General features: G+C 71.7%; 25 protein-coding genes and 1 tRNA gene. 10 read left to right on the forward strand and 16 right to left on the reverse strand.

Translation table 11 applies throughout. From position 1 onward, the window contains the following. Nucleotides 1–327 precede the first annotated feature (327 nt). The 7 genes from ACWEF6_RS23740 to ACWEF6_RS23770 all read right to left on the reverse strand — a co-directional run bounded on the left by ACWEF6_RS23740 (nt 328) and on the right by ACWEF6_RS23770 (nt 6,880). Entirely contained in the window at nt 328–1,143 is an 816-nt protein-coding gene (locus ACWEF6_RS23740) for a hypothetical protein (protein ID WP_449684957.1), read from the reverse strand. Further along, nucleotides 1,140–1,769: a hypothetical protein gene (locus ACWEF6_RS23745; protein WP_449684958.1), complete on the reverse strand. Its 630-nt coding sequence runs from the start codon at nt 1,767–1,769 to the stop codon at nt 1,140–1,142. Before ACWEF6_RS23745 ends, ACWEF6_RS23740 begins: the two co-directional genes overlap by 4 nt. Nucleotides 1,770–1,789: 20 nt before the next feature. Next, nucleotides 1,790–2,770 (reverse strand): hypothetical protein, encoded by a 981-nt coding sequence (locus ACWEF6_RS23750; RefSeq protein WP_449684959.1) that lies wholly within the window; start codon nt 2,768–2,770, stop codon nt 1,790–1,792. Between the two features lie 285 nt (nt 2,771–3,055). Next, nucleotides 3,056–3,646 carry a GTP-binding protein gene (locus ACWEF6_RS23755; RefSeq protein WP_310972514.1) on the reverse strand — a complete coding sequence of 197 codons (591 nt, stop codon included), beginning with the start codon at nt 3,644–3,646 and terminating at the stop codon, nt 3,056–3,058. Then, nucleotides 3,627–3,998, reverse strand: coding sequence for a DUF742 domain-containing protein (locus tag ACWEF6_RS23760; RefSeq protein WP_449684960.1), 372 nt, complete (start codon nt 3,996–3,998; stop codon nt 3,627–3,629). The genes ACWEF6_RS23755 and ACWEF6_RS23760 overlap by 20 nt, the downstream gene beginning before the upstream one ends. After that, on the reverse strand, nt 3,995–4,420 hold the full coding sequence (locus ACWEF6_RS23765; protein WP_013228184.1) for a roadblock/LC7 domain-containing protein: 426 nt from the start codon (nt 4,418–4,420) through the stop codon (nt 3,995–3,997). Before ACWEF6_RS23765 ends, ACWEF6_RS23760 begins: the two co-directional genes overlap by 4 nt. Before the next feature lie 57 nt (nt 4,421–4,477). Further along, on the reverse strand, nt 4,478–6,880 hold the full coding sequence (locus tag ACWEF6_RS23770; RefSeq protein ID WP_310972516.1) for a sensor histidine kinase: 2,403 nt from the start codon (nt 6,878–6,880) through the stop codon (nt 4,478–4,480). A gap of 521 nt (nt 6,881–7,401) precedes the next feature. Here ACWEF6_RS23770 and ACWEF6_RS23775 point away from each other — a divergent pair. Both ACWEF6_RS23775 and ACWEF6_RS23780 read left to right on the forward strand, forming a co-directional pair. Continuing rightward, complete coding sequence (locus ACWEF6_RS23775; protein WP_449684961.1) at nt 7,402–8,811, forward strand: fatty acid desaturase; 1,410 nt, start codon at nt 7,402–7,404, stop codon at nt 8,809–8,811. Nucleotide 8,812: 1 nt separating this feature from the next. Further along, entirely contained in the window at nt 8,813–9,439 is a 627-nt protein-coding gene (locus ACWEF6_RS23780; protein ID WP_449684962.1) for a TetR family transcriptional regulator, read from the forward strand. Here ACWEF6_RS23780 and ACWEF6_RS23785 read toward each other — a convergent pair. The 4 genes from ACWEF6_RS23785 to ACWEF6_RS23800 form a co-directional block, all read right to left on the reverse strand. Next, nucleotides 9,436–10,266 carry a haloalkane dehalogenase gene (locus ACWEF6_RS23785; RefSeq protein WP_449684963.1) on the reverse strand — a complete coding sequence of 277 codons (831 nt, stop codon included), beginning with the start codon at nt 10,264–10,266 and terminating at the stop codon, nt 9,436–9,438. The genes ACWEF6_RS23780 and ACWEF6_RS23785 overlap by 4 nt on opposite strands. A gap of 4 nt (nt 10,267–10,270) precedes the next feature. Beyond that, nucleotides 10,271–10,708, reverse strand: coding sequence for a MarR family winged helix-turn-helix transcriptional regulator (locus tag ACWEF6_RS23790; RefSeq protein WP_449684964.1), 438 nt, complete (start codon nt 10,706–10,708; stop codon nt 10,271–10,273). Nucleotides 10,709–10,819: 111 nt separating this feature from the next. Beyond that, nucleotides 10,820–12,022, reverse strand: coding sequence for a kynureninase (locus tag ACWEF6_RS23795; RefSeq protein WP_449685019.1), 1,203 nt, complete (start codon nt 12,020–12,022; stop codon nt 10,820–10,822). Continuing rightward, nucleotides 12,019–12,390: a DUF5997 family protein gene (locus ACWEF6_RS23800; RefSeq protein WP_449685020.1), complete on the reverse strand. Its 372-nt coding sequence runs from the start codon at nt 12,388–12,390 to the stop codon at nt 12,019–12,021. Before ACWEF6_RS23800 ends, ACWEF6_RS23795 begins: the two co-directional genes overlap by 4 nt. Nucleotides 12,391–12,432: 42 nt before the next feature. Between ACWEF6_RS23800 and ACWEF6_RS23805 the strand changes: the two genes are divergently transcribed. Continuing rightward, on the forward strand, nt 12,433–13,128 hold the full coding sequence (locus ACWEF6_RS23805) for a LysR substrate-binding domain-containing protein (protein WP_449684965.1): 696 nt from the start codon (nt 12,433–12,435) through the stop codon (nt 13,126–13,128). Between the two features lie 4 nt (nt 13,129–13,132). Here ACWEF6_RS23805 and ACWEF6_RS23810 read toward each other — a convergent pair whose 3' ends face one another. Further along, nucleotides 13,133–13,414 carry an isoamylase gene (locus tag ACWEF6_RS23810; protein WP_449684966.1) on the reverse strand — a complete coding sequence of 94 codons (282 nt, stop codon included), beginning with the start codon at nt 13,412–13,414 and terminating at the stop codon, nt 13,133–13,135. A 206-nt stretch (nt 13,415–13,620) separates the two neighbouring features. On the opposite strand from ACWEF6_RS23810, the gene ACWEF6_RS23815 reads away from it, so the two are divergent. Both ACWEF6_RS23815 and ACWEF6_RS23820 read left to right on the forward strand, forming a co-directional pair. Further along, complete coding sequence (locus ACWEF6_RS23815) at nt 13,621–14,139, forward strand: hypothetical protein (RefSeq protein WP_449684967.1); 519 nt, start codon at nt 13,621–13,623, stop codon at nt 14,137–14,139. A gap of 227 nt (nt 14,140–14,366) precedes the next feature. After that, the gene (locus ACWEF6_RS23820) at nt 14,367–14,534 is read left to right on the forward strand and encodes a hypothetical protein (protein WP_449684968.1); all 168 of its coding nucleotides are present in this window, start codon (nt 14,367–14,369) and stop codon (nt 14,532–14,534) included. 20 nt (nt 14,535–14,554) lie between these two features. Here ACWEF6_RS23820 and ACWEF6_RS23825 read toward each other — a convergent pair whose 3' ends face one another. Beyond that, the gene (locus ACWEF6_RS23825; RefSeq protein ID WP_449684969.1) at nt 14,555–15,514 is read right to left on the reverse strand and encodes a hypothetical protein; all 960 of its coding nucleotides are present in this window, start codon (nt 15,512–15,514) and stop codon (nt 14,555–14,557) included. Nucleotides 15,515–15,707: 193 nt separating this feature from the next. Between ACWEF6_RS23825 and ACWEF6_RS23830 the strand changes: the two genes are divergently transcribed. The 4 genes from ACWEF6_RS23830 to ACWEF6_RS23845 all read left to right on the forward strand — a co-directional run bounded on the left by ACWEF6_RS23830 (nt 15,708) and on the right by ACWEF6_RS23845 (nt 20,148). After that, nucleotides 15,708–16,679 (forward strand): hypothetical protein, encoded by a 972-nt coding sequence (locus tag ACWEF6_RS23830; protein ID WP_449684970.1) that lies wholly within the window; start codon nt 15,708–15,710, stop codon nt 16,677–16,679. Nucleotides 16,680–16,712: 33 nt separating this feature from the next. Then, nucleotides 16,713–17,513, forward strand: coding sequence for a metalloregulator ArsR/SmtB family transcription factor (locus tag ACWEF6_RS23835; protein ID WP_449684971.1), 801 nt, complete (start codon nt 16,713–16,715; stop codon nt 17,511–17,513). Further along, nucleotides 17,510–18,109 (forward strand): dihydrofolate reductase family protein, encoded by a 600-nt coding sequence (locus tag ACWEF6_RS23840; protein ID WP_449684972.1) that lies wholly within the window; start codon nt 17,510–17,512, stop codon nt 18,107–18,109. Before ACWEF6_RS23835 ends, ACWEF6_RS23840 begins: the two co-directional genes overlap by 4 nt. A gap of 128 nt (nt 18,110–18,237) precedes the next feature. Further along, on the forward strand, nt 18,238–20,148 hold the full coding sequence (locus ACWEF6_RS23845; protein ID WP_449684973.1) for a multicopper oxidase family protein: 1,911 nt from the start codon (nt 18,238–18,240) through the stop codon (nt 20,146–20,148). Nucleotides 20,149–20,425: 277 nt separating this feature from the next. On the opposite strand, the gene ACWEF6_RS23850 is transcribed toward ACWEF6_RS23845, so the two are convergent. After that, nucleotides 20,426–20,499 (reverse strand) — tRNA-Ile (locus tag ACWEF6_RS23850). 185 nt (nt 20,500–20,684) lie between these two features. On the opposite strand from ACWEF6_RS23850, the gene ACWEF6_RS23855 reads away from it, so the two are divergent. Beyond that, nucleotides 20,685–20,954, forward strand: a complete 270-nt coding sequence (locus ACWEF6_RS23855) for a hypothetical protein (RefSeq protein ID WP_449684974.1) — start codon at nt 20,685–20,687, stop codon at nt 20,952–20,954. Between the two features lie 41 nt (nt 20,955–20,995). Here the strand turns inward: ACWEF6_RS23855 and ACWEF6_RS23860 are convergent, their stop codons facing one another. Both ACWEF6_RS23860 and ACWEF6_RS23865 read right to left on the reverse strand, forming a co-directional pair. After that, a complete protein-coding gene (locus tag ACWEF6_RS23860) occupies nt 20,996–21,469 on the reverse strand; it encodes a hypothetical protein (protein ID WP_449684975.1) in 474 nt (157 codons plus the stop codon). A gap of 168 nt (nt 21,470–21,637) precedes the next feature. Continuing rightward, a complete protein-coding gene (locus tag ACWEF6_RS23865; RefSeq protein WP_449684976.1) occupies nt 21,638–22,612 on the reverse strand; it encodes a bile acid:sodium symporter family protein in 975 nt (324 codons plus the stop codon). Between the last annotated feature and the right edge of the window lie 22 nt (nt 22,613–22,634).

Genomic DNA, 22,634 nt, shown 5'->3' on the forward strand with positions numbered 1-22,634 from the left:
CGGGTGTGTCAAGGCGGGAAAGCGTGCCTTGACACACCCGGCCGCCGACTGAAGGGATAGCTGGGATGAGGGGCGGGGGAGGTCTGGTGACGTCGTTGGTTCCCTTGCGCTCCCGGCCGCCGGTTGGCAGGTGGGCCGAGGAGAAACCCCCGCCTCCGGCCGCCGGTCTGCGGGAGGCGATGCCGTGGCCGGCTTGCGCTTCCGGCCGCCGGTTCGCAGCGCCCCCGGCCGCCGGTTCGCGCGTGGCCTGCGGGCAACCGTCGGCCGACGCAGCAAAGGGCACCGAACATATCGGTGCCCTCCGCCAGCCCGGAAATCGGGCCCTGCTCAGCCCAGCCGCTTGTCCCAGTCGGCGAAAGCGTCCACCAGATCCGCCGGCGCGCCGGAATCCCGCAGGCGCGCGCCTTCCGCCTCGATGTAATACCGGTACAGCGGCACCAGCCCCGCCGCCAGTTCCGGCTCCACCTCGGCCGGCTCCAGCGGGTGACCTGCGCGGACCTCGCGCGCCAGGCGCACCAATGACGCCGCCGGGGCGTCCGGCTGGCTCAGGTACCAGTCGATCGCTTCGTCGTTGTTCGCCGCCCGGCCGGTCGGGGTTGTTCCCGAATACAGGAACCTGACCGGGAACAGCACCGCCTTCGTGAACCACACCTTGTCCACCAGCAGCCGCTTCGGCGAGCGGAACTCGGCCGTCACCTCGTCCGTTGCCAGCACCGCGATCGCGAAGCCCGCGCTCTCCAGCAGCAGCTCCGATGCCTTCGGGCGGGCCACCTCCGCGCGGACGTCCTCGCCCACCAGGACCCGGCCGTCGTCGGCCAGCTGTAAGCGGTCCAGTGCTGGGAACCGGCCGTCGTCGCGGCCTTCGCGCAATGCCGGCAATGACGCCCAGAACACCGAGAGCTTGCGGTGCAACGGGGTTCGCTGCTGCAGCTCCTCCGTCGTGCTCTGGACCGAATGGGGGTCGCCGGCGTCGGTGAGGACCAGGGCCAGGTCGATGTCGCTCGCCGCCGCGGAATAGCCGCCGTAGGCCAGGCTTCCCAGCAGGTACGCGCCGATCAGGCGCTCTCCCAACGCCTCCTGGTAGGCTTGAGCGGCTTCGACGGCGATTTCGCGGGCCGCGGCAGCCGGTTCCGTGCTCGTCATGCGGCCACCGTATCGCGGACGGCGCACTCCGCGATGCGGTCGGAAACCACGCCGATCACCTGCCACGCCCGGTCCAGCACGGTGATCGCCGCCTCCGGGGTCCAGTCCGCGCGCCAGCGCAGGACTTCGTAGCCCATCTCGAGGTGCTCGACGTCCGCTTCGTCGTGCAGCTCGAAGTACTCGTCGTCAGGGAACGCCTTCGTGCCCGCCTGGCTGAACACCAGGCTGCCCGCCTCGAGGGCCAGGTGCGCCAGGACCGCGCGCTGCACGCCGGGCAGGATCGCGAACTGGTCGACGAACCAGGACGCGCCCATCTCGATGACCGGGTCCCAGACCAGTTCCCGGTCGTCCGCGCGGCTGCGGGCGAGGATCTTGTCGTGGCCGACCTCTTCCGCCTGGTGCTCGCACGCGAGCGCGCGCAGCTCCGGGTCGCTCTCGAAGGTCACCCGCGCGCTGATCATCCGCTGGAAGGCGTTCGACCACGGCTGCAGGTACGTGAGCACCGCCTTCTTCGTCTCGGCCGTGGTGCTCTCGTCGGTCAGCAGCCGGATCAGGGCCGACCCCTCGTACTCCCGCTGCCGCTGCTCGTTGTGGCGGGCGACCCGCTCGACGTCCTGCTCGGTCACGATCTGCTCCTTCTGCTGGGCTATCCGAGATCGACGGGCGAAAGAGGGGAGGGGGGCGGCCGGTCGAAGACCGGGAACCGGAAGTACGTGGTCACGTCGCCGTGCCGGCCCGCGGCGCGGAAGCTCACCAGTTCCAGCACCCGGGCCCCCGGGCCGCTCAACGGCCCAGGCGCGAGCGCGGCGGCGAGCGTGCGGAACGGGCCGGGGTCGACGCCTTGGTCGTGCAGCAGCTCGGCCGTGCGTTCCACGGCTTCGCCGTCGTCCGGCGTGAGCGCGGGCAGCCGCAGGTACGTCGTGGACTCCGCGGCACGGTCCACGCCGGACCGGAAAGCCAGGCAGCTCAACGCCGCCTCACCGGCGTCGCCGTCCGGGCCGGCCAGCGTCCGGTACGCGGCGCGGGCCCGGGCGGAGTCGTGGTGCAGGGCGACCGCGGCGACGCGCTCGACCTCGGCGAGGCCGGCGTCGTGGTTGCGGTAGTAGATCTTCACGCGGGCTTGGGCCTCGTCGGTCAGATCGACGGCGAAGAACTCGATTTCGCGGTTGCCTTCGACAGTTTCGACACGACGGCGGGTGTCGGCCCAGGCCTCGCCGAGGCCGAGCCGCGCCATCGCCTCGGCGACCGCGGCCTCGCGCTGGGCGTGCGGCCACGAGTACAGCCCGAAGTACGTCTTGTGCACCACTCCGGACGGGGGTCGCCAGGCGATCGAATGCCACAGCGGCGCCGGCGACGGCCGACCCGCGCGCGGGGTGAACGTCTCGTGGACGTGGTCGAGACGGCGGGTGCGGAAAACGCTGTCACCAGGCCAAACCACGTCATGGCCGAGGCTGTCGAACAGCACCCGCAGCTCCGGTCGTGGACCGGACCAATTGACCGACATCTCGGCCGGGAACCCGTCGTCCGCCACATAGGACGACGGGTCCGGGGCCGGCCCGATCCGCTCGTGCGCCCACGGCGGCAGCAGCGCCCGCAGCATCCGGGTGGTCCGGACGGACTGCTCCAAGGGGACGTCCAGCGCTTCGCACGCGGTGGACCACAGCCCACCCAGAAAGTCGCCGAAGAGTCGACCCTGAGCCGGATAGTTTTCCCTTATATATTCAGGAAACTCCGGCACGCGACTCGTCACGAGCGGATGCTATCAGTTGGATGCTTGCTCAACTAAAAGTCTGCACCCGGGTGGTCCAGTCAATTGCGCCATGTGGGTACGCCGGTGCCCGCCGCGGCCACGGAGGGCCACAACGGACACCGGCGCTGTCCAGTCAGGACAAAACCGGACAACGCGCAGGTCTCAGACCCGCGCGGGCACCACGGTCATCGCGTGCTTGACGAGCCGGATCAGCGCGAGCTTGCTGGAGTCACGGTCGCGTGCGTCACACATGACGATCGGCACACGGTCCGGGACCACCAGCGCCTCGCGGATCTCGTCGGCGGTGTAGCGCGGCGCGTTGTCGAAGCAGTTCACCGCGACGACGAACGGGATCTTCCGGCGCTCGAAGAAGTCGATCGCGGCGAAGCTGGTCTCCAGCCGCCGGGTGTCGACCAGCACGACCGTCCCGATCGCCCCGCGGGCCAGGTCGTCCCACATGAACCAGAAGCGCGCCTGGCCCGGCGTCCCGAACAGGTACAGCACGTGCCGCGGCGAGATGGTGATCCGGCCGAAGTCGAGCGCGACCGTCGTGGTCGTCTTCCGCTCGACGCCGGACAGGTCGTCGACGCCGGCGCTCGCCTCGGTGAGCACCTCTTCGGTGGTCAGCGGCGGGATCTCGCTGACCGAACCGACCATCGTGGTCTTCCCGGCACCGAAACCGCCGGCGATGATGATCTTGACCGGGGTGGGGACCAGTTCGGCCCCGGTGCCGTCAGTACTTGATGAGGCCATCGAGAACCGCCTGGAGTGTTTCGAGGTCCGGCGACTGCGCCGGGTTATGGGTGGGCGAGCGCGTGATGACGAGGCCGCGTTCGATCAGGTCGCCGACGAGCACGCGCACGACCCCCAGCGGGATCTTCACGTAGACGGCGATTTCGGCGACCGACACCGGGTGGCGGCACAGCTGCACGATCGCCACGTGCTCCGGGCCCAGCCCGGTCGGCTCCTGCTCCGAGCGCAGGGTCATCACCTGCGTGGACAGGTCCAGCCGCGCGGTGCCGGCCGGCGTCCGGCCGCTCGTGATCGTGTACGGCCGGACCAGCGGCCCGGCGGCTTCGTCGTACCAGCCGTCTTCGGTACTCATGTGGCCTCCCGCAGCACCGACGCCGCTTCTCGCGGCGCGGACGCCATGTAGTCGCCGACGCGCTTGACGAGCCGGCTCATCTCGTAGGCGATCATCTCGACGTCGACGTTGTCCGCGGCCAGCACGGCGAGGCACGCACCCTGGCCCGCCGCGGAGACGAACAGGTAACCGCGCTCCATCTCGATCATGTTCTGCAGCACCGGGCCGCGGTTGAACTGCTTGCTCACCCCCTTGGCGAGGCTCTGCAGGCTGGAGGCGATGGCCGAAAGCTGGTCCGAGTCGTCCTTGCTCATCCCGGCCGACTTGCCGATCAGCAGCCCGTCGGCGGACAGCACGATGGCGTTCTGCGCGCCGACCACGCGGTTCACCATGTCGTCGAGCAGCCAGTTGAGATCGGGTTTGGGGCTCCCGTACTCGTTCATTCGACTTCAGACCCTGACTTTCCTGTGTGGACTTCCGTGTGTGTGGGGCCGGGGGAATTACGAGTCGTCGTCCGGTCCGCCGCGCCCGCGGCGGGTGCCCTTGTGGAACGCCGCGAGCGTGCGCGCGGTGCCTTCACCCGGCGCCACGACTTCGTCCTCGCTGTCGTCGGGTTCGTTCTCGAGCTGGGCGACGAGGTTCTGCTGCGGCTCCCGCCGGGGCAGCCGGGGCCGGTCGTCGGTCGGCTTCACGTCCGTCGCCGGGGTGATCGGCGCCGGCTCCGGCGCCGCCGCCGGCACGGAGGGCAGCGGGTCGGGCGGGGTGAGGGCGCGTGCCGGGTACGGCCTCGGCTTGGTGTCTCGCTTCATCGGGATCTGGCCGCTGAACGAGCTGGGCGTGTCCATCGTGCGGAGCGGGCTTTCTGCTGCCTGCGGTGCCGGGGCGCCCACCGGCGCGAGGACCGCGGTGGTCTCGGCCGGCGACGATTCCACGGCCGCGGCCGGGTCCCCGTCCTCGCCGGCCAGGTGCTGGGTGGGGATCAGGACGGTGGCGCGCAGGCCGCCGTAGCGAGACGGGTCGAAGGTGACGGTGATGCCGAGCCGCGCCGCCAGGCGCGCGACCACGAACAGGCCGAGGCTGGAGTCGGCCCGCAGCGCCATCGCGTCGAACTCGGGGGCTTCGGCCATCATCGCGTTCGCCCACTCGCGGACGCCGTCCTTCATGCCGAGCCCCTGGTCCGAGACGTCGACGACGACGCCGCGCGCGACCATCCGGCTGGTCACCTCGACCGGCGAGCCGGGCGGCGAGAACGACGTCGCGTTGTCGACCAGCTCGGCGACGAGGTGGATCGTGTCGGCCACCGCGGCCCCGACGATCGCGACGTCGGGCACCTGCTCGACCTGGACCCGCGCGTACTGCTCGGTTTCCGAGACGGCCGCGCGCAGGACCTCCATCAGCGGCACCGGCTTGCGCCAGCGGCGGCCGGGCTGCTTGCCGCCGAGGATGATCAGGTTCTCGGTGGTGCGGCGGGCGCGGGCGGCGAGGTGGTCGAGCTGGAACAGCGACGCCAGCTGCGTCGAGTCGTCCTCGCGCGCTTCCATCTCGTCGAGGATCTGCAGCTGCTGGTGGACGAGGACCTGGTTGCGGTGCGCGATGCCGAGGAACACGTTGTGCACGCCGCTGCGGGCCTTGGCCTCGCTCGCCGCGGCGTTGACGGCGGTCAGCTGGGCGACGTTGAACGCCTCGGCCACCTGCCCGATCTCGTCGCGGCCGTGGTCGAGCCGGGGGAGTTCTTCCTTCAGGTCGACGGGTTCGCCGCTCTTCAGCCGCTCCACGATGTCCGGCAGCCGGTTGCGGGCGAGGTCGAGGGAGTCGTTGCGCAGCCGCGCGAGACGGGTCATCAGGGCGCGGTCGACGAGCGAGCGGGACACCCGCACCGCGACGATGATCGCCGCCAGCGAGGCGAGCAGGGCGACGATGGAGCCGATGATGACGTTGCGCAGCTGGGCGTCGCCGGCGTCGATCGCGGCCGCGGAAACCTTGTCCGCCTGGGTGATCGCGAGGTCGTTCAGGCCCTGGGCGACCTGGTTCGTCGCGTTCTGCCAGTCCGTTTCGGACACCGGCACGGAGTTCTGCTCGCCCGCCGACCACGGGCCGTGCTTGACGAGCGCTTCTTCGGCCGTCGCCAGCTGGCGCCAGGCCGTGCTGGTGGTCAGCGCCTGGTACTTCTGGCGGACGCCCGGGTCGAGGAACGGCGCGACCTGCTCCAGCTGGGTCCGGTAGAGCCCCGACAGCTGCGCGAACTGGGCGAAGTCACCGGGCGCGAACGTGCCGGCGGAGTAGGCCGTCGAGACCAGCGACGTCTCGCGCGACATCATGTCGCCGGCGCGGAACACCGACGTCGCCGTGATGCCGCCGGTCGCGGCCTCGGCGTCGGGGACGACCCGGGCCTGGGTGTCGAAGAGGTTGGACGCGGTGTCCATCACGCCGTTGTAGTAGGCGTTGACCTGACCGCGGTCGATGCTGCGGAAGCTGATCTGCGAGCGCAGCACGGGCAGCTGGTCGAACTGGGCCTTCAGCGCGTTCACCTTGGACGCGATCTCGTCCGGCGCGTTGGAGATCGTCGCGGCGAACGCGTCCTTCAGCGCGACGAGCTTTTCGTCGGTGGCCTTCTGCTGCTGCTGGAGCCGGGCCGGGCCGAGCGCGGGGTCGTCCAGGTACTGCAGCGCGGTCTGGCGTTCCTTCTGGAACTCGGCCAGCGCGGTGGCGGCGGGGATGGAGACTTCCCGCACGGAGGCCGCGACCAACCGGACGTAAACGCCGTTGAAGAGGAAGTAGGACGAGACCGCGATCCACAGCACCAGCAGCGTCACGCTGGGAATGAGAACGGTCCTGGTCAGCCTTTTGCGGATCGACTTGTCGTACGGCTTGTCCGACTCGTCCCGGGGGTCTTTGTTCAGCACGGCGGTTCACGAACTCCTGAGTGACGGTCGGCGAGGAATGGGGACCCGGACGAGGAAGCGGACACGACGATGGGACACAGCGGCCGCCGTCACCTCGTCTTCGCCTCACCCTCCGTGTTGCCGCAGAATCGATCAGGGTCCGTTTTTTACCACGAACCCCTGACACCCGGTCGGTGCGACCCGGCTTGCGGACACTCGTCCGACTGGTGGCGAACGGTGTTTACTGTCTGCTCCGGCGCGATTACCGGCATTTCCTCTGGTTATGACGCTGCGAGCAAATTCGGGCTGTCGAGCGCTGGGCCGAACGGGTGAAAGTGAATTCCGCCGGTTCGCCGTCTGCGGTCCATCGCGACGGAGGAAAAAGGGGAACGGGCGGTGCCTGGAAGTGCCCGCCGGGGCGCGGTCCGAGACGTCGGACGCGGGTGAGGGCGACGCTGTGTAGCTTTACATCCGATGAGTGGTTGTCAAGCTTGCTCGACATCGGCTACCGTCATGTCCACTCAGCCGCCAAGGAGGGTGTGATGAGCGAAGCGACCGGGACCCTGCCCGCCGGCTCGACCGAGGTGTGGCGCGACCGCAAGCGGTACCTCTGGCTGATCGGTCTGGTCGTGCCCTCCCTGGCGTTCCTCGCCATCGGGCTGCACGCCGCCACCGGGTGGGGCGGCTGGTTCTGGATCGGGCCGGTCGTGATCTTGGTGATCGTCCCCCTCGTCGACCTCGTCGCCGGGCTGGACCGGAGCAACCCGCCCGACGACGTCATCGCCCGGCTGGAGAACGACCGCTACTACCGCTGGATCACCTTCGCCTTCCTGCCCGTCCAATACCTCGGCTTCGCGGCCGCGTTCTGGCTGATCGCGCGCGGCGAGCTCACCGTGGCGGACAAGATCGGCCTCGCGGTGTCGATCGGGTGCGTCGGCGGGATCGGCATCAACACCGCGCACGAACTGGGCCACAAGAAGGAAAGCCACGAGCGCTGGCTGTCGAAGATCGCGCTGGCGCAGAGCTGGTACGGCCACTTCTACATCGAGCACAACCGCGGCCACCACGTCCGCGTGGCGACGCCGGAAGACCCGGCGAGCAGCCGCGTCGGCGAAAGCTTCTACCGCTTCTGGCCGCGGACGGTCTTCGGCTCGCTGAAGTCGGCGTGGCGCCTGGAGCGCAAGCGTTACGCCCGGCGCAACCGCCACCCGTACCGGCTCGGCAACGACGTCGTCAACGCCTGGCTGATGTCCGCGGTGCTCTGGGCGGCGCTGGTCGTTTGGCTCGGCGCCGGAGTCCTGCCCTACCTGGTGATCCAGGCCGTGGTCGGGTTTTCGCTGCTGGAGGTCGTCAACTACATGGAGCACTACGGGATGCTGCGGCAGCGCGTCGGCGCGCCCGGGCGGCGCCGGTACGAGCGCGTCGATCCCAGCCACAGCTGGAACTCCAACAACATCGCCACGAACGTCCTGCTCTACCACCTGCAGCGGCACAGCGACCACCACGCCAACCCGACCCGGCGCTACCAGACGCTGCGCGACTTCGCCGAGTCGCCGGTGCTGCCCACCGGGTACGCCGGGATGATCGTGCTCGCGCTGATCCCGCCGCTGTGGCGCCGGGTGATGGATCCGCGGGTGCTCGCCCACTTCGACGGCGACATCTCGCGCGCCAACATCCAGCCCGGCAAGCGGGCGAAAGTCCTGGCCCGGTACGGAACCCGCGTGACGGCGGCGGCCCCCGAGCTCGCCGACACCCGCGGCGACGCCACCGAAGGCGGCATGTGCCCCGGCTGCGGGTACGTCTACGACGAGCAGCGCGGCGACCCGCGGGAGGGTTTCCCGGCCGGCACGCCGTGGGCGGCGATCCCGGACTCCTGGTGCTGCCCGGACTGCGGCGTGCGCGAGAAGGTGGACTTCGTCGCACCGGGACGGGTGGACCGGGCCGGGGCCTAGAATGCCGATCATGAGCAGGGCGGTCCAGGTGCCGGCGGAAGGCGGGCAGCACCGGCGGCCGATCATCGCCGCGGCGATCGAGCTGACGGCGCGGTCCGGCTGGCAGGCCGTCACGATGGCGCGGCTGGCCGAGCTGGCCGGGGTCAGCCGCCAGACCGTGTACAACGAGATCGGGTCCAAGCCCGCGCTGGCCGAAGCGATGGTCGCGCACGAGCTCGACCGGTTCCTCTCGGTCGTCGGCGCCGCCTTCGACCGCCACCCGGACGACCTGGTCGAGGCGATCTACGACGCCGTCCGCGCGGTCCTCGAACTCGCCGACGACAACACCCTGCTGCGCGCGATCGTCTCGGCGACGCACGGCACCGCCCCCGAACTCCTCCCGCTGCTGACCACCGACTCGGGCGCACTGCTCGCCCAGGCGAAGGCGGTGGTGGCCGGCCGCGTGGCGGCCTATCGCCCGCCGCTGACCGGCGACCAGGTCGACGTGGTGATCGACCTGGTCGTCCGCACGGTCCTCAGCCATGTGATGCAGCCGTCGGACACGCCGGCCCGCACGGCCGACGGGCTGGCCTGGGTGGCCGCGCGGGTCCTCGGTGTGACGGCGAATCCGCCGCTGCGCCACACCTAACGCAGGCCGTGCCGGTCCAGCCAGCCCGCGATTTCCCAGGCGATCTCCTTGGGCCGGTCCTCCTGGGCGTGGTGCCCGGCCTCCCCGCACGCGACGACGTCGAGCGCGGCGATGTGCTCAGAGCACCACTGCGCCATCTTCTCGCCGATGAGCAGCGTCGGGGAGCCCTCGAAGGTCAGGAGCAGCTTCGGGGTGCCGTCGCTGCCCGCGAGCCACTCGTCGTAGGCCTCGATGCGCTCGACGAGCTCGGCCGGGTCACCGCCGAGGGGCAGCTGGCGGGCCCACGCCAGCACCGGGCGGCGGCTTTCGGGGGTCGGGAACGGGGCGAGGAAGGCCGCCAGGTCGTCGTCGGCGACGGGAGTGCGCACTCCGCCGGTGTACGCCTGGCGGATGAACAGGTCCCGCGTCAGCACCATGTCTTCGCCGACACCGGGGGTGCGGATCTTCCGCGAGCGCTCGGCCGCCTGCGGGGTCAGGTCGTCCCAGGCCATCGGCTTGACGATGGTTTCGAAGAACGCGAGCCCGCGGACGCGGCCGGGGTGCCGGGCGGCGAAGTCGAAGGCGAGCGCGCCGCCCCAGTCGTGTCCGACGAGGACGACGTCGTCCAGACCGAGAGCGTCGAACCACCTGTCGAGGTGGTCGGCGTGGTCGGCGAAGGTGTAGGCGATGTCCGGCTTGGGCGAGCGGCCCATGCCGATGAGGTCGGGGGCCAGCAGGCGTCCGCCGCCGACGTGCGGAAGGACGTTGCGCCAGCTGTGCGACGAACTCGGGTTGCCGTGCAGGAAGACGATCGGGGTACCGGTGCCGGTTTCTTCGTGGTGCAGCATGGTTTCAGGGCTCCAATGGGGTTTCGAGGAGAAGGGTGAGCTCGCGGGCCAGCGCGGCGGTGCGGTCGCCGTGCCGGCCGCCGAGCGGGGCGAGGAGCCGGTCGAGCAGCTCGGCCACGGTGGCGATCGCCGGTTCGGTCACCTCGCGCCCGCGGGCGGTGAGGCGCAGCCGGACGGTCCGGGTGTCGGCCGGGTCGCGGGTGCGCTCGACGAGGCCGTCGGTGTCGAGCGTGCGGGCGAGCTTGGAGACGTAGAGCGCTTCCAAACCGGTGTGGTCGGCCAGTTCGCGCTGGCTCGGGCTCGTTCCGGCCCGCTCCAGGCCGGACAGCGAGGACAGGAAGACGTACTGCGCGTGCGTCAGCCCGAGGGGGGCGAGGGCGCGGTCGACGGCGACCCGCCACTTCGTGGAAAGCCGCCAGACGAGGTGGCCGGGGGTGCTCATGCCAGATACTGTACATGGCTACTAAGTACATGGCTACTATTGCGCCCGCGTAGGTCGTGAGTGGTAAGGCGGGTTCTAACCCGCCTTACCACTCACGACGGTGGTGGCTGGTCAGCCGGCGAGCTCGCGGATGCGCTCCATGGCCCGCCGGACCTCGGCGAAGCCGGTGGTGAGCGGGCTCAGCCCGATGCGGATGCCGTCCGGGCGGCGGAAGTCGATGAGCACGCCGTGCTCGATGAGGACGCGGGAAAGCCGTTCGGCGTCCGGGTGCCGGAGGGTCACGTGCCCGGCCCGGCGGTCGTCGTCGCGCGGCGAGGCGACCGTGAAGCCGAGCGGGACGAGCCAGGCGTCGGCGAGGGCGAGCACCCACCGGCCCAGCGCCACGGCCTTGGCCCGCACGCGGTCGAGGCCCGCTTCCGCCAGCAGCGCCACGCCCTCCTGAACGCCCACCATGCCGAGCACCGGCGGCGTGCCGGAGAGCGCCCGCCGGATGCCGGGCGCGGGGACGTACTCCGCGGCCATGCCGAAGGTGTCGGCGGCGCCCATCCAGCCGGTGATGGGCTGACCGAACGCGGTGTGGTGGCGCGCGTTGACGTAGAGGAACGCGGGCGCGCCGGGCCCGGCGTTGAGGAACTTGTACGTGCAGCCGACGGCGAAGTCGGCCTCGGCGGCGTCCAGCTCGACCGGGATCGAGCCGACGCTGTGGCAGAGGTCCCAGACGACGAGCCCGCCGCGCTCGTGCACCAGCCGCGTGACGGCGGCGAGGTCGGTGATCGCCGCCGTCCGGTAGTCCACATGGGACAGCGTGACGACCGCGGTCCGCGGCCCGGCGACCGCGGCGACGTCGTCGCTCTCGACCCATCGGACGGTGCGCCCGAGTTCGGCGGCGACGCTCTCGACGAGGAACCGGTCGGTGGGGAAGTTCGCGGTGTCGGTGACGATCTCGTCCCGGCCCGGCCGCAGCGCGACGGCGGCCCGGAGCGCCTTGTAGAGGCACACCGACGTCGAGTCGGCGACGATGGTCTGCCCCGGTGCGGCGCCGAGCGCGACGCGGCCGAGCTCGTCGCCGATCTCCTCGGGCAACGTGAGCCAGCGTTCGTCCCAGGACCGGATCAGCCGGCCACCCCACTCGTGGGTGACGAGCTCCTGCAGCCGCTCCGCGGTGGCGCGCAACGGGCGGCCCAGGGAGTTCCCGTCGAGGTAGGCGACGACGCCGGGATCGCCGATCGGGACGAACCGCTCGCGGAAGGCGGCGAGCTCGTCCTCGGCGTCGAGGCGCTCCGCGGCCTCGGCCGAAAGGTCGGCGGCGGTCAGCGGTTCTGTTCCTTCACCCGCACGGCTTCCTTGCGGACCTCGGCCTGGGTGGCGCGCTCGCGGACGAGCCAGTCGGGGCTTTCGGCCTTCAGGGCGTCGATCTGCTCGGTGGTGAGCGGTTCGGTGATGCCGCCGCGGGTGAGGCCGCCGATGGAGACGCCCAGCTTCGCCGCGACCACCGGGCGGGGGTGCGGGCCCGTGCGGCGCAGTTCCCGCAGCCACTCCGGTGGGTCGGTCTGCAGCGCGTTCAGCTCGTCGCGCGTCACGACGCCCTCCCGGAACTCCGCGGGGGTGGCTTCGAGGTACACACCCAGCTTCTTCGCCGCCGTCGCGGGCTTCATCGTCTGGGTGGTCTTGTGCGACGTCATGCCGTCCAGGGTAGCCAGCGTCACTCCCGGTAACCTGACCCGGTGACCTCTTTCAAGCTCGCGTACGTCCCGGGAGCCACCCCCGCCAAGTGGGTGCGGACCTGGGGCGAGCGGGTGCCGGAGGTGCCGCTGACCCTGGTCCCGGTGGAGGCCGCCGACGCGACCGGCCTGCTGCGCGCCCGGGAGGCCGACGCGGCGCTGCTGCGGTCGCCGATCGACCGGGACGGCCTGCACGCGATCCCGCTCTACACCGAGACGACGGTCGTCGTGGTGCCGAAGGACCACCTGATCGCGGCGGCGGACGAAGTGTCCACTGAGGACTTGGCGGACGAGGTCGTGCTGCACCCGGTCGACGACACGCTTGCGTGGGAGACGTGGCCGGGACGCTCGGCGGTCTCGCGGCCCGAGACGACGGCGGACGCGATCGAGCTGGTCGCGGCCGGGGTCGGGGTGCTCGTCGTCCCGCAGTCGCTCGCCCGGCTGCACCACCGCCGGGACCTCACCTACCGGCCGGTCGGGGACGCGCCGCAGTCGAGCGTGGCGCTGTCGTGGCTGGAGGAGGAGACGACGGACCTGATGGAGCAGTTCATCGGGATCGTCCGCGGCCGGACGGTGAACAGCACGCGCGGGCGCCCGCAGGCGCCGGCCGAGCGCCAGCGCCCGGACCGCAAGCCCGCCGCGGCCAAGCCGGCGCGGCGGGGTGGCGGGGCCGCCGGGAAGCGGCGCCGGCGGGGCTGAGCCGCTACGACGTCGTGCAGACGCAGTTGCCGTCGGCGCGGTCGGGCAGGTCGGGGTCGTCGAACCAGTGGCCGCCCTCACCGAGGTAGCGGAACTGCAGGACCGTTCCCGGCGTCACGTCGATCGACGCCGAGCGGCGGCCGTTGGAGCGCGGCGTGAGGTGGTGCCGCCCGGGCGTCCAGTCGTTGAACGAGCCCACGACGCTCACCCGGCCGGGCGGCGCGCCGACCGGCAGGCTGAAGGTGACGCGCTGGGTGCCGGCCCGGCTCTTGCTGATCTTGATCACTCGTGGGGGCCTTTCACGGGAAGGGTTCGGGAGGGCGTGCTCGGCACTGAGCGCCGACATGATCGCACAGGAGTGACGATTCGGTCACGCCCAGTGCCCGATTGGGTTACGGGGCCGCTCAACGGTCCGCCACTGACCGGGTGATGCTGGGGTGAACCATGATCACTTCGGGGTTGCTTCCCCGTGGCGGTGGGAAACTGACTGCCGTGACCGTCGCCGCTGATCGTCAAGTCAAGGACCCGTGTGCCTGGCTCAGCGCCGTCACCCACGAGCTCGCCGACGCCCACCCGGCTGACACGCGAGCGGTGCTCATGACGGTGTGGGACGGGTTGGTCGCCGCCCGCCTGGCCGGGCTGTACGCCGCGGCCGCTTCGCCCCGCTGGCGGGCGAGACAGCGTCACGCCGAAGCCGTCGAGTTCGATCTCGCCGTGCAGCTGGCGCGCAACTGCACCATCGGCACCGGCCTGGCCATCCCGGCCCGGCTCCCCGGAGCCGCGGTCGCCTGGCCCGCCGAACGCGCCGACGCGGCGATCGCGGCGGTGGTTTCCTTCTGCGGCACGGCGGAAGCGATGCTGCGCCGGACGGGCGAGCTGACGCCGGTGTGGGAGGACAGCCTGCTCGGCCCGGTCGCGCTGACCCGCTGGCTGGCGGACTGCTGGACGGGCCGCCACACCGGCGGCTGCCCCCTGCAGTTACCGGTGCCTCCACCGCCGTGGTGGCGTTGAGGGGCGGCCGTCGGTGGTCGGGGCCCGGCTGCGTGGTGAACGCGGTCTGCCGGGCTTCGTCCGAAAGGTGCGGCTGACCGGGGTGGTGGGGAGGGCTGGGTGGGGTGCCGGTCCGGGCGTCCGCGTGCCGCTCGGGCCGGTGAGGCATCTGACGGTCGGCGTTCGCGGTGGGCGCCGCGGGCGTGTCCGTCAGGTGAAGGCTGGTGCCGGCGAGAGGAGGCCGAGGGGTGACCGACCCGTGTTCGAGACTCCCGGAGGCGACCCGCGCTGCGGTGCGCGCGCTCCTGCTGGCCGAGCTGACGGCAGCCGGCCACCGCGCCCGCGCTGCGGGCTGCACCCCCGAAACCCTGTCGGCCGTGTTCGAAGCCCGCCGCCGTTCGCTCGAAGACGGCTGACGGCCCTCCCGGGCGCGGGGTCAGCGGCCCAGGATGGCCAAGGCCGTTGCCACGATCCCCTCCACTCGCTCCCGGTCCGCCAAGGCCGCCGCCAGCCAGTCGTCGTAGGGCGTGCCCTGCGGGGCCTGCTCGCCGAACACCGCTCGGACCACCGCCGGCACCGCCGAAGCCGCCGCCTCCCCGCGGTCCAACCGGAGTTCGATCGCCCGCAGCGCCTGTTCGGCCAGGTCCGCGAGCCGGGCGTCCGCCAGCTCGTGGGAAGCGACCAGCTCCAGCGGTGGCGACTCCGCCGGCATCGGCGCGACCGGGGCCTGCTTGTGCCCCAGCGGCCTCTCGACGTGCTCCGCGTGCCACGCCGGGCGGGTGCGCATCGCGGCCAGGACCCGGTCGACCTCGCGGTCGAGCGTGTCGCGGGCGGGCGGGGGTTCGCCCGTCACCTCCGCCCGCCGGGCCGCCCAGCCGTCCAGGGGCCACAGTTCCGCTCCCGCCGTGGCCGGGACGCCGACCCAGACCAGGATCTGCACCGCCAGTTCGCACAGCCACGGGTCGTCGCCGAGGGCGCCGGCCAGCCAGGCCGGGAGGCGCGGCCTCTGCAACGCCCCGATTTCGCCGCGGCGGCGCCGGTGCGCGTCGACCGTGGCCGGGGTGAGGCGGGTGGCCAGCCAGCCCTCGAGGTTGTCGATCGGGCCGGTCGCGCGCCGCAGGGCGTGGTCCACCACCGCCTCGACGTCGTCGTGGAAGCGGTCGAGGCAGTCGGGCCGCAGCCACTCGAGGCCGCGGGCGCAGTCGGCGTGGCGGCGCCGGTGTTCCAGTGGCTTGGTGATCCGCGTGAAGACCAGCGGCCACGCCACCGTGTAGACCCCGCCGCGCAGCCGGGCCAGTGCGCGGGGCCGGGCGTCCGCCGCCGAGCCGGCGAGCAGGCCGTCGCGGGCCAGCCGCCGGACGCCGGCGACGTCGGCCGGCCCGGTAGTGTCCAGCACCCTTCCTCCCCGATGCCGATCCCGATGCCGGAAGTCGACGGGGAAATGGTCGGGCAGCCGCGGAGGCGGAAAAGGCCGCGGGCGGGCCGAAATCGCGGGGAACTGGCCAATCCCTGGCCACCGGGGAATCACCTGATCGGCGCAGCAGCGGCCGCCGATCGCCGCGAAGTGCCCGTGGTTCAATGGAAATCCCATGGCACACGAGGACGGGCTGCTCCGGGAACTCACCACGTTGCGGCGCGGCTGGGGATTGGAAGCCGACCGGTTGCGCGGCCGGCTCGGGCCGCTCGTTTCCGGCTGGTGCGAAATCCACCGGACGACGAGCGACCGCGATGCGCGCCGCGTTCTGCGGGAAGCGATTTCGGCCGCGATCGCGGAATTCCCGGCCGACGACAAACTGGCGGTGAACGTCGCCCTCGGCATCGCCCCCGGCGCCCAGCACGCCCTGCTGAGCGACCGGATCGGCGTCCTCGCGGATCAGCTGCGCGTCTCGGAACGCACGGCCCGGCGCCGCGTCGACCGGTCGTTCGCCCGGCTCGCCGCGGAGATCGAGGCCGGCGCGCGGCCGGGCAACGGCGTCCCCGGCCCGGACGACGGCTGGTTCGTCAAGCGGCTCAAGGTGCTCGTCCGGCTCGACACGGGCGAGCCGGAGGTCACCGAGGAACGGCTGATCGTGGCGACCCGTGACAAGCTCGCCCGGATCTCCGCGCAGTTCACCGTGCCCCGCACCGAAGACGGCCGGGACGGCGAGCGCGAGGTCGCCGCGGACGCCCGGCACGGCGTCCGGATCAGCGAAGGCACCCGGGACGGCCAGCGGCACTTCCGTTGGCTGCTCGACCTGCCGCGGGCCCTGGACCGCGGCGACAGCCACACGTACTCGCTGGTGTACCGCATCCGGGACGGCCTGCCGATCCGGCCGTCGTACGTGTTCGTGCCGCTGGTGACGTGCGAGTCGTTCGAGGTCCGCGTGCGCTTCGACCCGCGGAAGCCGCCGTGGGTGGTGTGGCGGCTGGACCGCGTCCCGCCGTCGGTGCTCGCCGACCCGCCCCAGCCGGGCGAGCCGCTGCCGCTGGACGGCGCCTGCGAGGTCGCGCAGGAGTTCGCCGCGCCGCAGCTCGGGTACGCCCACGGGCTGCGCTGGCTGCCCCGCCAAGATATTCCTTGACGTGAATATTCTTTTGTGTGAATACTGGGTCCCATGGACCGGATCGCCGCAGCACTGGGGGACGCCGCCCGGTGGCGCATCGTCGAACTGCTCGCCGAGCGCCCCCGCTCGGTGGGCGAGCTCGCCGAGCTGACCGGGCTGCGGCAACCGCAGACCACCAAGCACCTCCAGACCCTCGCCCGGGCCGGCCTGGTCACCGTCTTCCCGCTCGGCCAGCGCCGCGTCCACGCCCTCGAAGCCGGACCGCTGGCGGCTTTCGCGGGGCGGCTGCGGGAGCTGGCCGACACGACCGAGGCGCACGCGGGCGAGCGGGACGCCGTGGCGCGGTACCGAGCGGCCATCGAGGCGGACACGGCGGCCGCGGACCGGGACCGGTGGGCGGACGGGCGCGCGTTCGCGTTCGACCGCCTGCTGCCCGCGCCGGCCGCCGACGTCTGGCGGCACTGGACGGACGCGGACCTGCTGGCGAGCTGGTGGGTTCCGCCGTCGATGACGGTCACCGCCTGCACCCTCGAGCCGCGGCCGGGCGGGCGGGTGGTGCTCGGCTACCGCGACGCCGACGGCGAGTACCGCGCCGAAGGCCGGGTGCGGGTCGCGGACGAGCCCGGCCGCCTCGGCTTCGACCTCGCGGTGACCGGCCCCGCCTCCTTCACCGGCCACTACGACCTGGAGCTGAACCCGGACCCGGCCGGCACCCGGCTGCGGCTGGACCTGCGCATCACCGCCACGACGGTCGAGGCCGTCCCCTTCATCGCCGGCATCGAAACCGGCTGGGGCCAGGTGCTCGACCACCTCGCCGACGTGCTCACCGTACGAAAGGACCGAACACCATGACCGAGCCGACCGGCCGCCGGGTGACCGCCAACCTCAGCCTGACCCTCGACGGGCGCTACCACGGCCCCGCCGGGCCCGCCGACATGGGCGCGATCCTCCCGTACGCCACCACCGAAGTCGCGCGGCGCCACCTCGGCCGCATCTGGGAAAGCGCGTCGACGGCGGTGCTGGGCCGGCGCAACGCGGAGGGGTTCCTCGGGTTCTGGCCCACCGTCGCCGCCGACGAGAACGCCGACCCGCGCGACCGCGGCTACGCGAAATGGCTGGTGGACGCCGAGAAGGTGGTCTTCTCGACCACGCTGTCCGACGCCCCGTGGGAGCGCACCCGGCTGGTGAACGCGCCGGCCGCGGACGTCGTCGCCGAGCTGAAGGCCACCGGCGGCGGCGACATCCTGGTCAACAGCAGCGCCAGCGTCATCAAGCCGCTGCTCGCGGCGGACCTGCTCGACCGGCTGTACCTCATGGTCTGCCCGGAGATCGCGGGCGGCGGGCCCCGGCTGTTCGACGACGGCCTGCCCGCGTCGCGGTGGCGGCTCACCCACCACGAAACCGGCGAGCTGGGGGAGACGGCGGTGGTCTACGACCGCGTGCGCTGATCGGCGGCGCGAGGAATACCAAGTGAGGGGATGCCCGGCCGGGGGCCGGCTGGCTACCGTTCCCGAGCCGCCGGCCCGCTGGAAGCCGTGCGGATCACCGGTATTCACCCGTGCCCGGAGGGTTCCGCATGGCCGAAGCAGATTCCGTCGACCGGCGCACCTTCCTCACCGCCGCGGGCGTCGTGGCGGGGGCGGCCTTGGTCGGTCCCAGTGCCCCGCGGACGGCGTCGGCGGCCACCGCGCCGCCGGTGGCGCCCCACTTCGGGCTCACCAAGTTCCTCGATCCGCTGCGGATCCCGCCGGTGATCCAGGCGCATTCGCGGCGGTACCAGGGTGACCTCACGGTCACCATGACCACCGCGCGGACGCGGCTGCACTCCCAGCTGCCGGAGAGCACACTGTGGACCTACGAGGGTCATTTTCCCGGCCCGACCATCGAAGTCCGGAGCGGGAAGCGGCTTCGCGTCGCGTGGGCGAACGAACTGCGGGGCACGGTCCCGCTCGTGGCGGTGCGGGCGCCGTACGCCGTGCCGACGCCGGCGAACCAGCCCGGTTACCGCGCCGCGGACGGCAGCCTGCCCGCCGGGGTGGAGCTGATCGAGGGCGTCGCCGAGCTGCCGCCGTGGAACGTCGTGCACCTGCACGGCGCGCTGACGAACGCCGGCAACGATGGCTGGGCGCACAACGGGATTTCGCCGGGGCAAACGCAGCTCACCGAGTACCCGAACCGCCAGGCTGCTACCGCGCTCTGGTACCACGACCACGCGATGGCCGTGACGCGCTTCAACGTCCATTCCGGACTCGCGGGCCTGTACCTGATTCGCGACGACGAGGAGGACCGGCTGCGGCTTCCCGGTGGTGATCACGAAATCCCGCTGGTGCTCGCCGATCGCAACTTCGACACCGACCCGGTGACCGGGGCGTTGACCGGCCGGCTGTTGTTCAAGTTCCAGTACCTGCCCGCGTCCGGTACGACGGCTCCGGTGACCGGCCCGTTCACCTTGGTCAACGGCGGTATCTGGCCGCACTTGGACGTCGACGCGCGCTGGTACCGCTTCCGGGTGCTGAACACGGCGAACGGCCGGTATTTCCGGCTGGATCTGGTCGACGAGGCGGGGGTGGTGCGCAACGACGCGGTCCGGATCGCCGGTACGGACGCGGGTCTGCTGCCCGCGCCGGCGGCGGTGCCGGCAGGTGGGCTGACTCTGACCCCGGCGGAGCGCGCCGATCTGCTGATCGACTTCAGCCGGTTTCCGGGGCAGCGGTTGCGGCTGGTCAACACGGGGGCCTCGATCGAGCCGGACATCATGGAGTTCCGGGTCGAGAGCCGTCGTCGTCCGGAGCCGTTCCGGGTGCCGGCGCGGCTGTCCACTTCGTACGTCCGGGTGGAGCGGGTGCCGGAGGATCACGACGAGGTGTTCGTGGCGACGACGCCGCCCGGGGTGGCGGGCCGGCCGCATCCGGAGATGTGGGAGCTGAAGGAGATCGTCGATCCGGCGGAGGTGCCGGCGCGGTTTCCGGAGGGGGGTGTTCTGCAGGTCACCGATCCGGTGCTGGGGCGCGTGCGGACGTTCCGCAGGGTGGCGCGCATGTTCGACGATGCGACGACGATTTTCGTCGACCGTGGCCGCTGGGTGGTGTGGAACTTCTTCCAGCTGGGCGGTGCGCCGCACCCGATGCACATCCACTTGGCGCGCTTCCAGTTGCTGACCAGGAGCAAGTTCGCCGACTTGAGTGCGTTCGACACGGCGGCGGGCGGAACATCGCGTCCCCTGCCGGCTCCGGTCGCGGGCCGGCCGGTCGAGAGGCACGAGGAGGGCTGGAAGGACACGTTCGACGTGTGGGCGGGCGACTGGGTCCGGGTGGCGGGCAGGTTCGAGGAGGCAACGGGTTCATTCATGTACCACTGCCACATCCTCGACCACGAGGACGAGGGAATGATGCGCCCCTTCGTGGTCCACCCACCCGAGATAGCCCGCTTCCACATGCACCCAGGCACCCCAGCCCACCCCACGATGCCGGGCCACGAAGGCCACTAGCCCACCGATCGGCCACCCACCCGATCGAGCGACCACCGCCACAGCCGAGCCGACGCTGCCCACGTTTCGCCCCACACCGAATGGTGTGCGAGGCCCCCGAAGCAAGGTCACGACGCAAGCCAGCCACGCCGGGGGCAAGGTCACGACGCAAGCCAGCCACGCCGGGGGTCCGGGGGCAGAGCCCCCGGGCGGGGTCTGGGGGTTGCACCCCCAGAAAACACAACGAAGCGAGAGAGCCCACCGAAGGCGCGAAGCGCCGAAGGAGGGCTCACGAGAGTAGGGCGGGCGGGGCTCGAACCCGCGGCCAAGGGATTATGAGTCCCCTGCTCTAACCAACTGAGCTACCGCCCCCTGGTCCCGGCGTGCACAGGCGCCCCGAGGTTTGCGTGTGCACAGAACACCCAGTTCGCTTCAAGTTATCACAGCGGCCATCCGGGCAGATCCGGTAGGCCAAACAGGTTGTCGTGGCCGCCGACCGGCGCAGGCTCGTCTAGGTTGCAAGGGCGTCACCGCTGACCGGAACGGCGGGAGTAAGAATGGGCTCTGCCACCTCGTCTCGTTCCTGGGCTGTCCGGCTGGCGTTGCTGGACGCATTCGCCGCGGGGGCCGGCCTGGGTTATCTCGCGCACGAGTACCGGGAGGTCGTCGTGGCGAACCCCGGGGTGGTCGGCGTGACGCTGCTGCTCGTGTTCGTTTCGGGCTATCTGGTCCGCGTGGCCGTGCGCGCGTTGCGGCGCGCGGGTTCGCGGGTCGACGCGATTTTCGCGGAAGAACTGGGAAAGAAGCCTTCGCCCCGCCCGCGGTGACGGAAATTCCCCGCGGGCGGGCCGAAAACCGCGGATTCCGTTCAGCTTCCGCCGCCGGTCGATGGGGTGGGGGTGGTCGGCGGCGAACTGGTGGGCGAAGGCGTCGTGAACGTGGGAGTCGGTGTGGTGGCCGGGGTGGTCGGCGCGGTCGGGGCGGCGTAGGCCGCGTAGCTGAACCAGATCTGGCCGAACGTCTTCGGCGTGGTCTGGGAGAACATCGCGCGCACCTGGAACGTGGTCGCGGTGAAGGAGCCCTGCACCGTGTTGAGCATGAACCCGTTGTACGGGTTCGGCGTGTTGGCCGACACCACGATCGCCTCCGGTACCTTGCCGAGGCTGTGCGGCACGGTGCAGAAACCGCCGCCGTCGGTCACGCAGGTGGCCTGCGCCGCCTGGACGATCGGTGCCGGCGACGGGCCGACGGCGGCCGATGCGCCCGCGAAGACCACCGCGCCTGCCGTGACCACCGCGGTGCCGGCCAGTGCGGCGAGCGCGGTTCGTGCCTGGGTCCCCATGAAATCCCTCCCTTGATCGTGGACGCCCCCGGAGTCGTTCCACCGCTCCGCGCTGTTACGACGAGCGTGGTCTTCCAGGGCCACGCGATCCTCGGCAGCCGTCTGTACACATTGGACGGATCGAGGCCGCCGACGCCGCTCCACCGGGGTGATTCGACCACCACGGGATCACGCCGGCACGAGCTCCCGTTCCTCCTCGGCCGCGTAGCGCCGGGCCAGGGTGGCGCAGACGATCAGCTGGATCTGGTGGAACAGCATCAGCGGCAGGACGATCAGCCCGACCTGCGCGTGCCCGAACAGCACCGTCGCCATCGGGAGACCGCTGGCCAGGCTCTTCTTCGGCCCGCAGAACACGATGGTGATCCGGTCCGCCCGCGCGAAGCCCAGCAACCGGGCGCCCCAGCCCGTCGCGCCGAGGACCGCCGCCAGCAGCACGCCGCACACCACGACCAGGACCAGGAGGTGGCCCACGTCGAGCCGGTGCCAGATGCCCTCCGTCATGCCCGCGCTGAACGCCGTGTAGACCACCAGGAGGATCGAGCCGCGGTCGACCAGCTTCAGTGGTGCGGCGTGGCGGGTGATCCAGCCGCCGATCCAGCGGCGGGCCAATTGGCCCGCCACGAACGGGGCCAGCAGTTGCAGCACGATCCCGAGCACGGCCGAGCCGTCGACACCCGCGCCGTCGCCGGACAGCAGGAGGGCCACCAGCAGCGGCGTCAGCACGATGCCGGCCAGGTTGGACAGCGAGGCGCTGCAGATCGCCGCCGCGACGTTGCCGCGGGCGATCGAGGTGAACGCGATCGACGACTGCACCGTCGAGGGCAGCACCGCCAGGAACAGCACCCCGGCCGCCAGCTGGTCCGGCAGCACCGAGGGCGGCAGCAGGAACAGCGCCAGGCCGAGCAGCGGGAACAGGACGAACGTCGCCGCGAGCACCACCGCGTGCAACCGCCAGTGCCGCAGCCCGTCGAGGGCCTCCTGCGTCGAAAGGCGGGCGCCGTACAGGAAGAACAGCAGACCGACGGCGATCGTGGTGGCGATGCCGAAGCCGTCGGCCACCGCGCCCGAGGCGGGCAGCAGGGTGGCGACGCCGACGGTGGCGAGGATCGCGAGGACGAACGGGTCGAGTCGGAACCGGGACATGGATCTCCTTCCGCAGCAATTC

It is taken from the genome of Amycolatopsis sp. NPDC004772, from assembly GCF_053601215.1.

Excerpts from the sequence above, each read along its gene's own strand:
- ACWEF6_RS23740 (WP_449684957.1), bottom strand. The coding sequence starts at position 1,143 with ATGACGAGCACGGAACCGGCTGCCGCGGCCCGCGAAATCGCCGTCGAA.
- ACWEF6_RS23755 (WP_310972514.1), bottom strand. The coding sequence starts at position 3,646 with ATGGCCTCATCAAGTACTGACGGCACCGGGGCCGAACTGGTCCCCACC.
- ACWEF6_RS23760 (WP_449684960.1), bottom strand. The coding sequence starts at position 3,998 with ATGAGTACCGAAGACGGCTGGTACGACGAAGCCGCCGGGCCGCTGGTC.
- ACWEF6_RS23765 (WP_013228184.1), bottom strand. The coding sequence starts at position 4,420 with ATGAACGAGTACGGGAGCCCCAAACCCGATCTCAACTGGCTGCTCGAC.
- ACWEF6_RS23775 (WP_449684961.1), top strand. The coding sequence starts at position 7,402 with ATGAGCGAAGCGACCGGGACCCTGCCCGCCGGCTCGACCGAGGTGTGG.
- ACWEF6_RS23780 (WP_449684962.1), top strand. The coding sequence starts at position 8,813 with ATGCCGATCATGAGCAGGGCGGTCCAGGTGCCGGCGGAAGGCGGGCAG.
- ACWEF6_RS23785 (WP_449684963.1), bottom strand. The coding sequence starts at position 10,266 with ATGCTGCACCACGAAGAAACCGGCACCGGTACCCCGATCGTCTTCCTG.
- ACWEF6_RS23790 (WP_449684964.1), bottom strand. The coding sequence starts at position 10,708 with ATGAGCACCCCCGGCCACCTCGTCTGGCGGCTTTCCACGAAGTGGCGG.
- ACWEF6_RS23800 (WP_449685020.1), bottom strand. The coding sequence starts at position 12,390 with ATGACGTCGCACAAGACCACCCAGACGATGAAGCCCGCGACGGCGGCG.
- ACWEF6_RS23830 (WP_449684970.1), top strand. The coding sequence starts at position 15,708 with ATGGCACACGAGGACGGGCTGCTCCGGGAACTCACCACGTTGCGGCGC.
- ACWEF6_RS23835 (WP_449684971.1), top strand. The coding sequence starts at position 16,713 with ATGGACCGGATCGCCGCAGCACTGGGGGACGCCGCCCGGTGGCGCATC.
- ACWEF6_RS23840 (WP_449684972.1), top strand. The coding sequence starts at position 17,510 with ATGACCGAGCCGACCGGCCGCCGGGTGACCGCCAACCTCAGCCTGACC.
- ACWEF6_RS23845 (WP_449684973.1), top strand. The coding sequence starts at position 18,238 with ATGGCCGAAGCAGATTCCGTCGACCGGCGCACCTTCCTCACCGCCGCG.
- ACWEF6_RS23855 (WP_449684974.1), top strand. The coding sequence starts at position 20,685 with ATGGGCTCTGCCACCTCGTCTCGTTCCTGGGCTGTCCGGCTGGCGTTG.
- ACWEF6_RS23860 (WP_449684975.1), bottom strand. The coding sequence starts at position 21,469 with ATGGGGACCCAGGCACGAACCGCGCTCGCCGCACTGGCCGGCACCGCG.
- ACWEF6_RS23865 (WP_449684976.1), bottom strand. The coding sequence starts at position 22,612 with ATGTCCCGGTTCCGACTCGACCCGTTCGTCCTCGCGATCCTCGCCACC.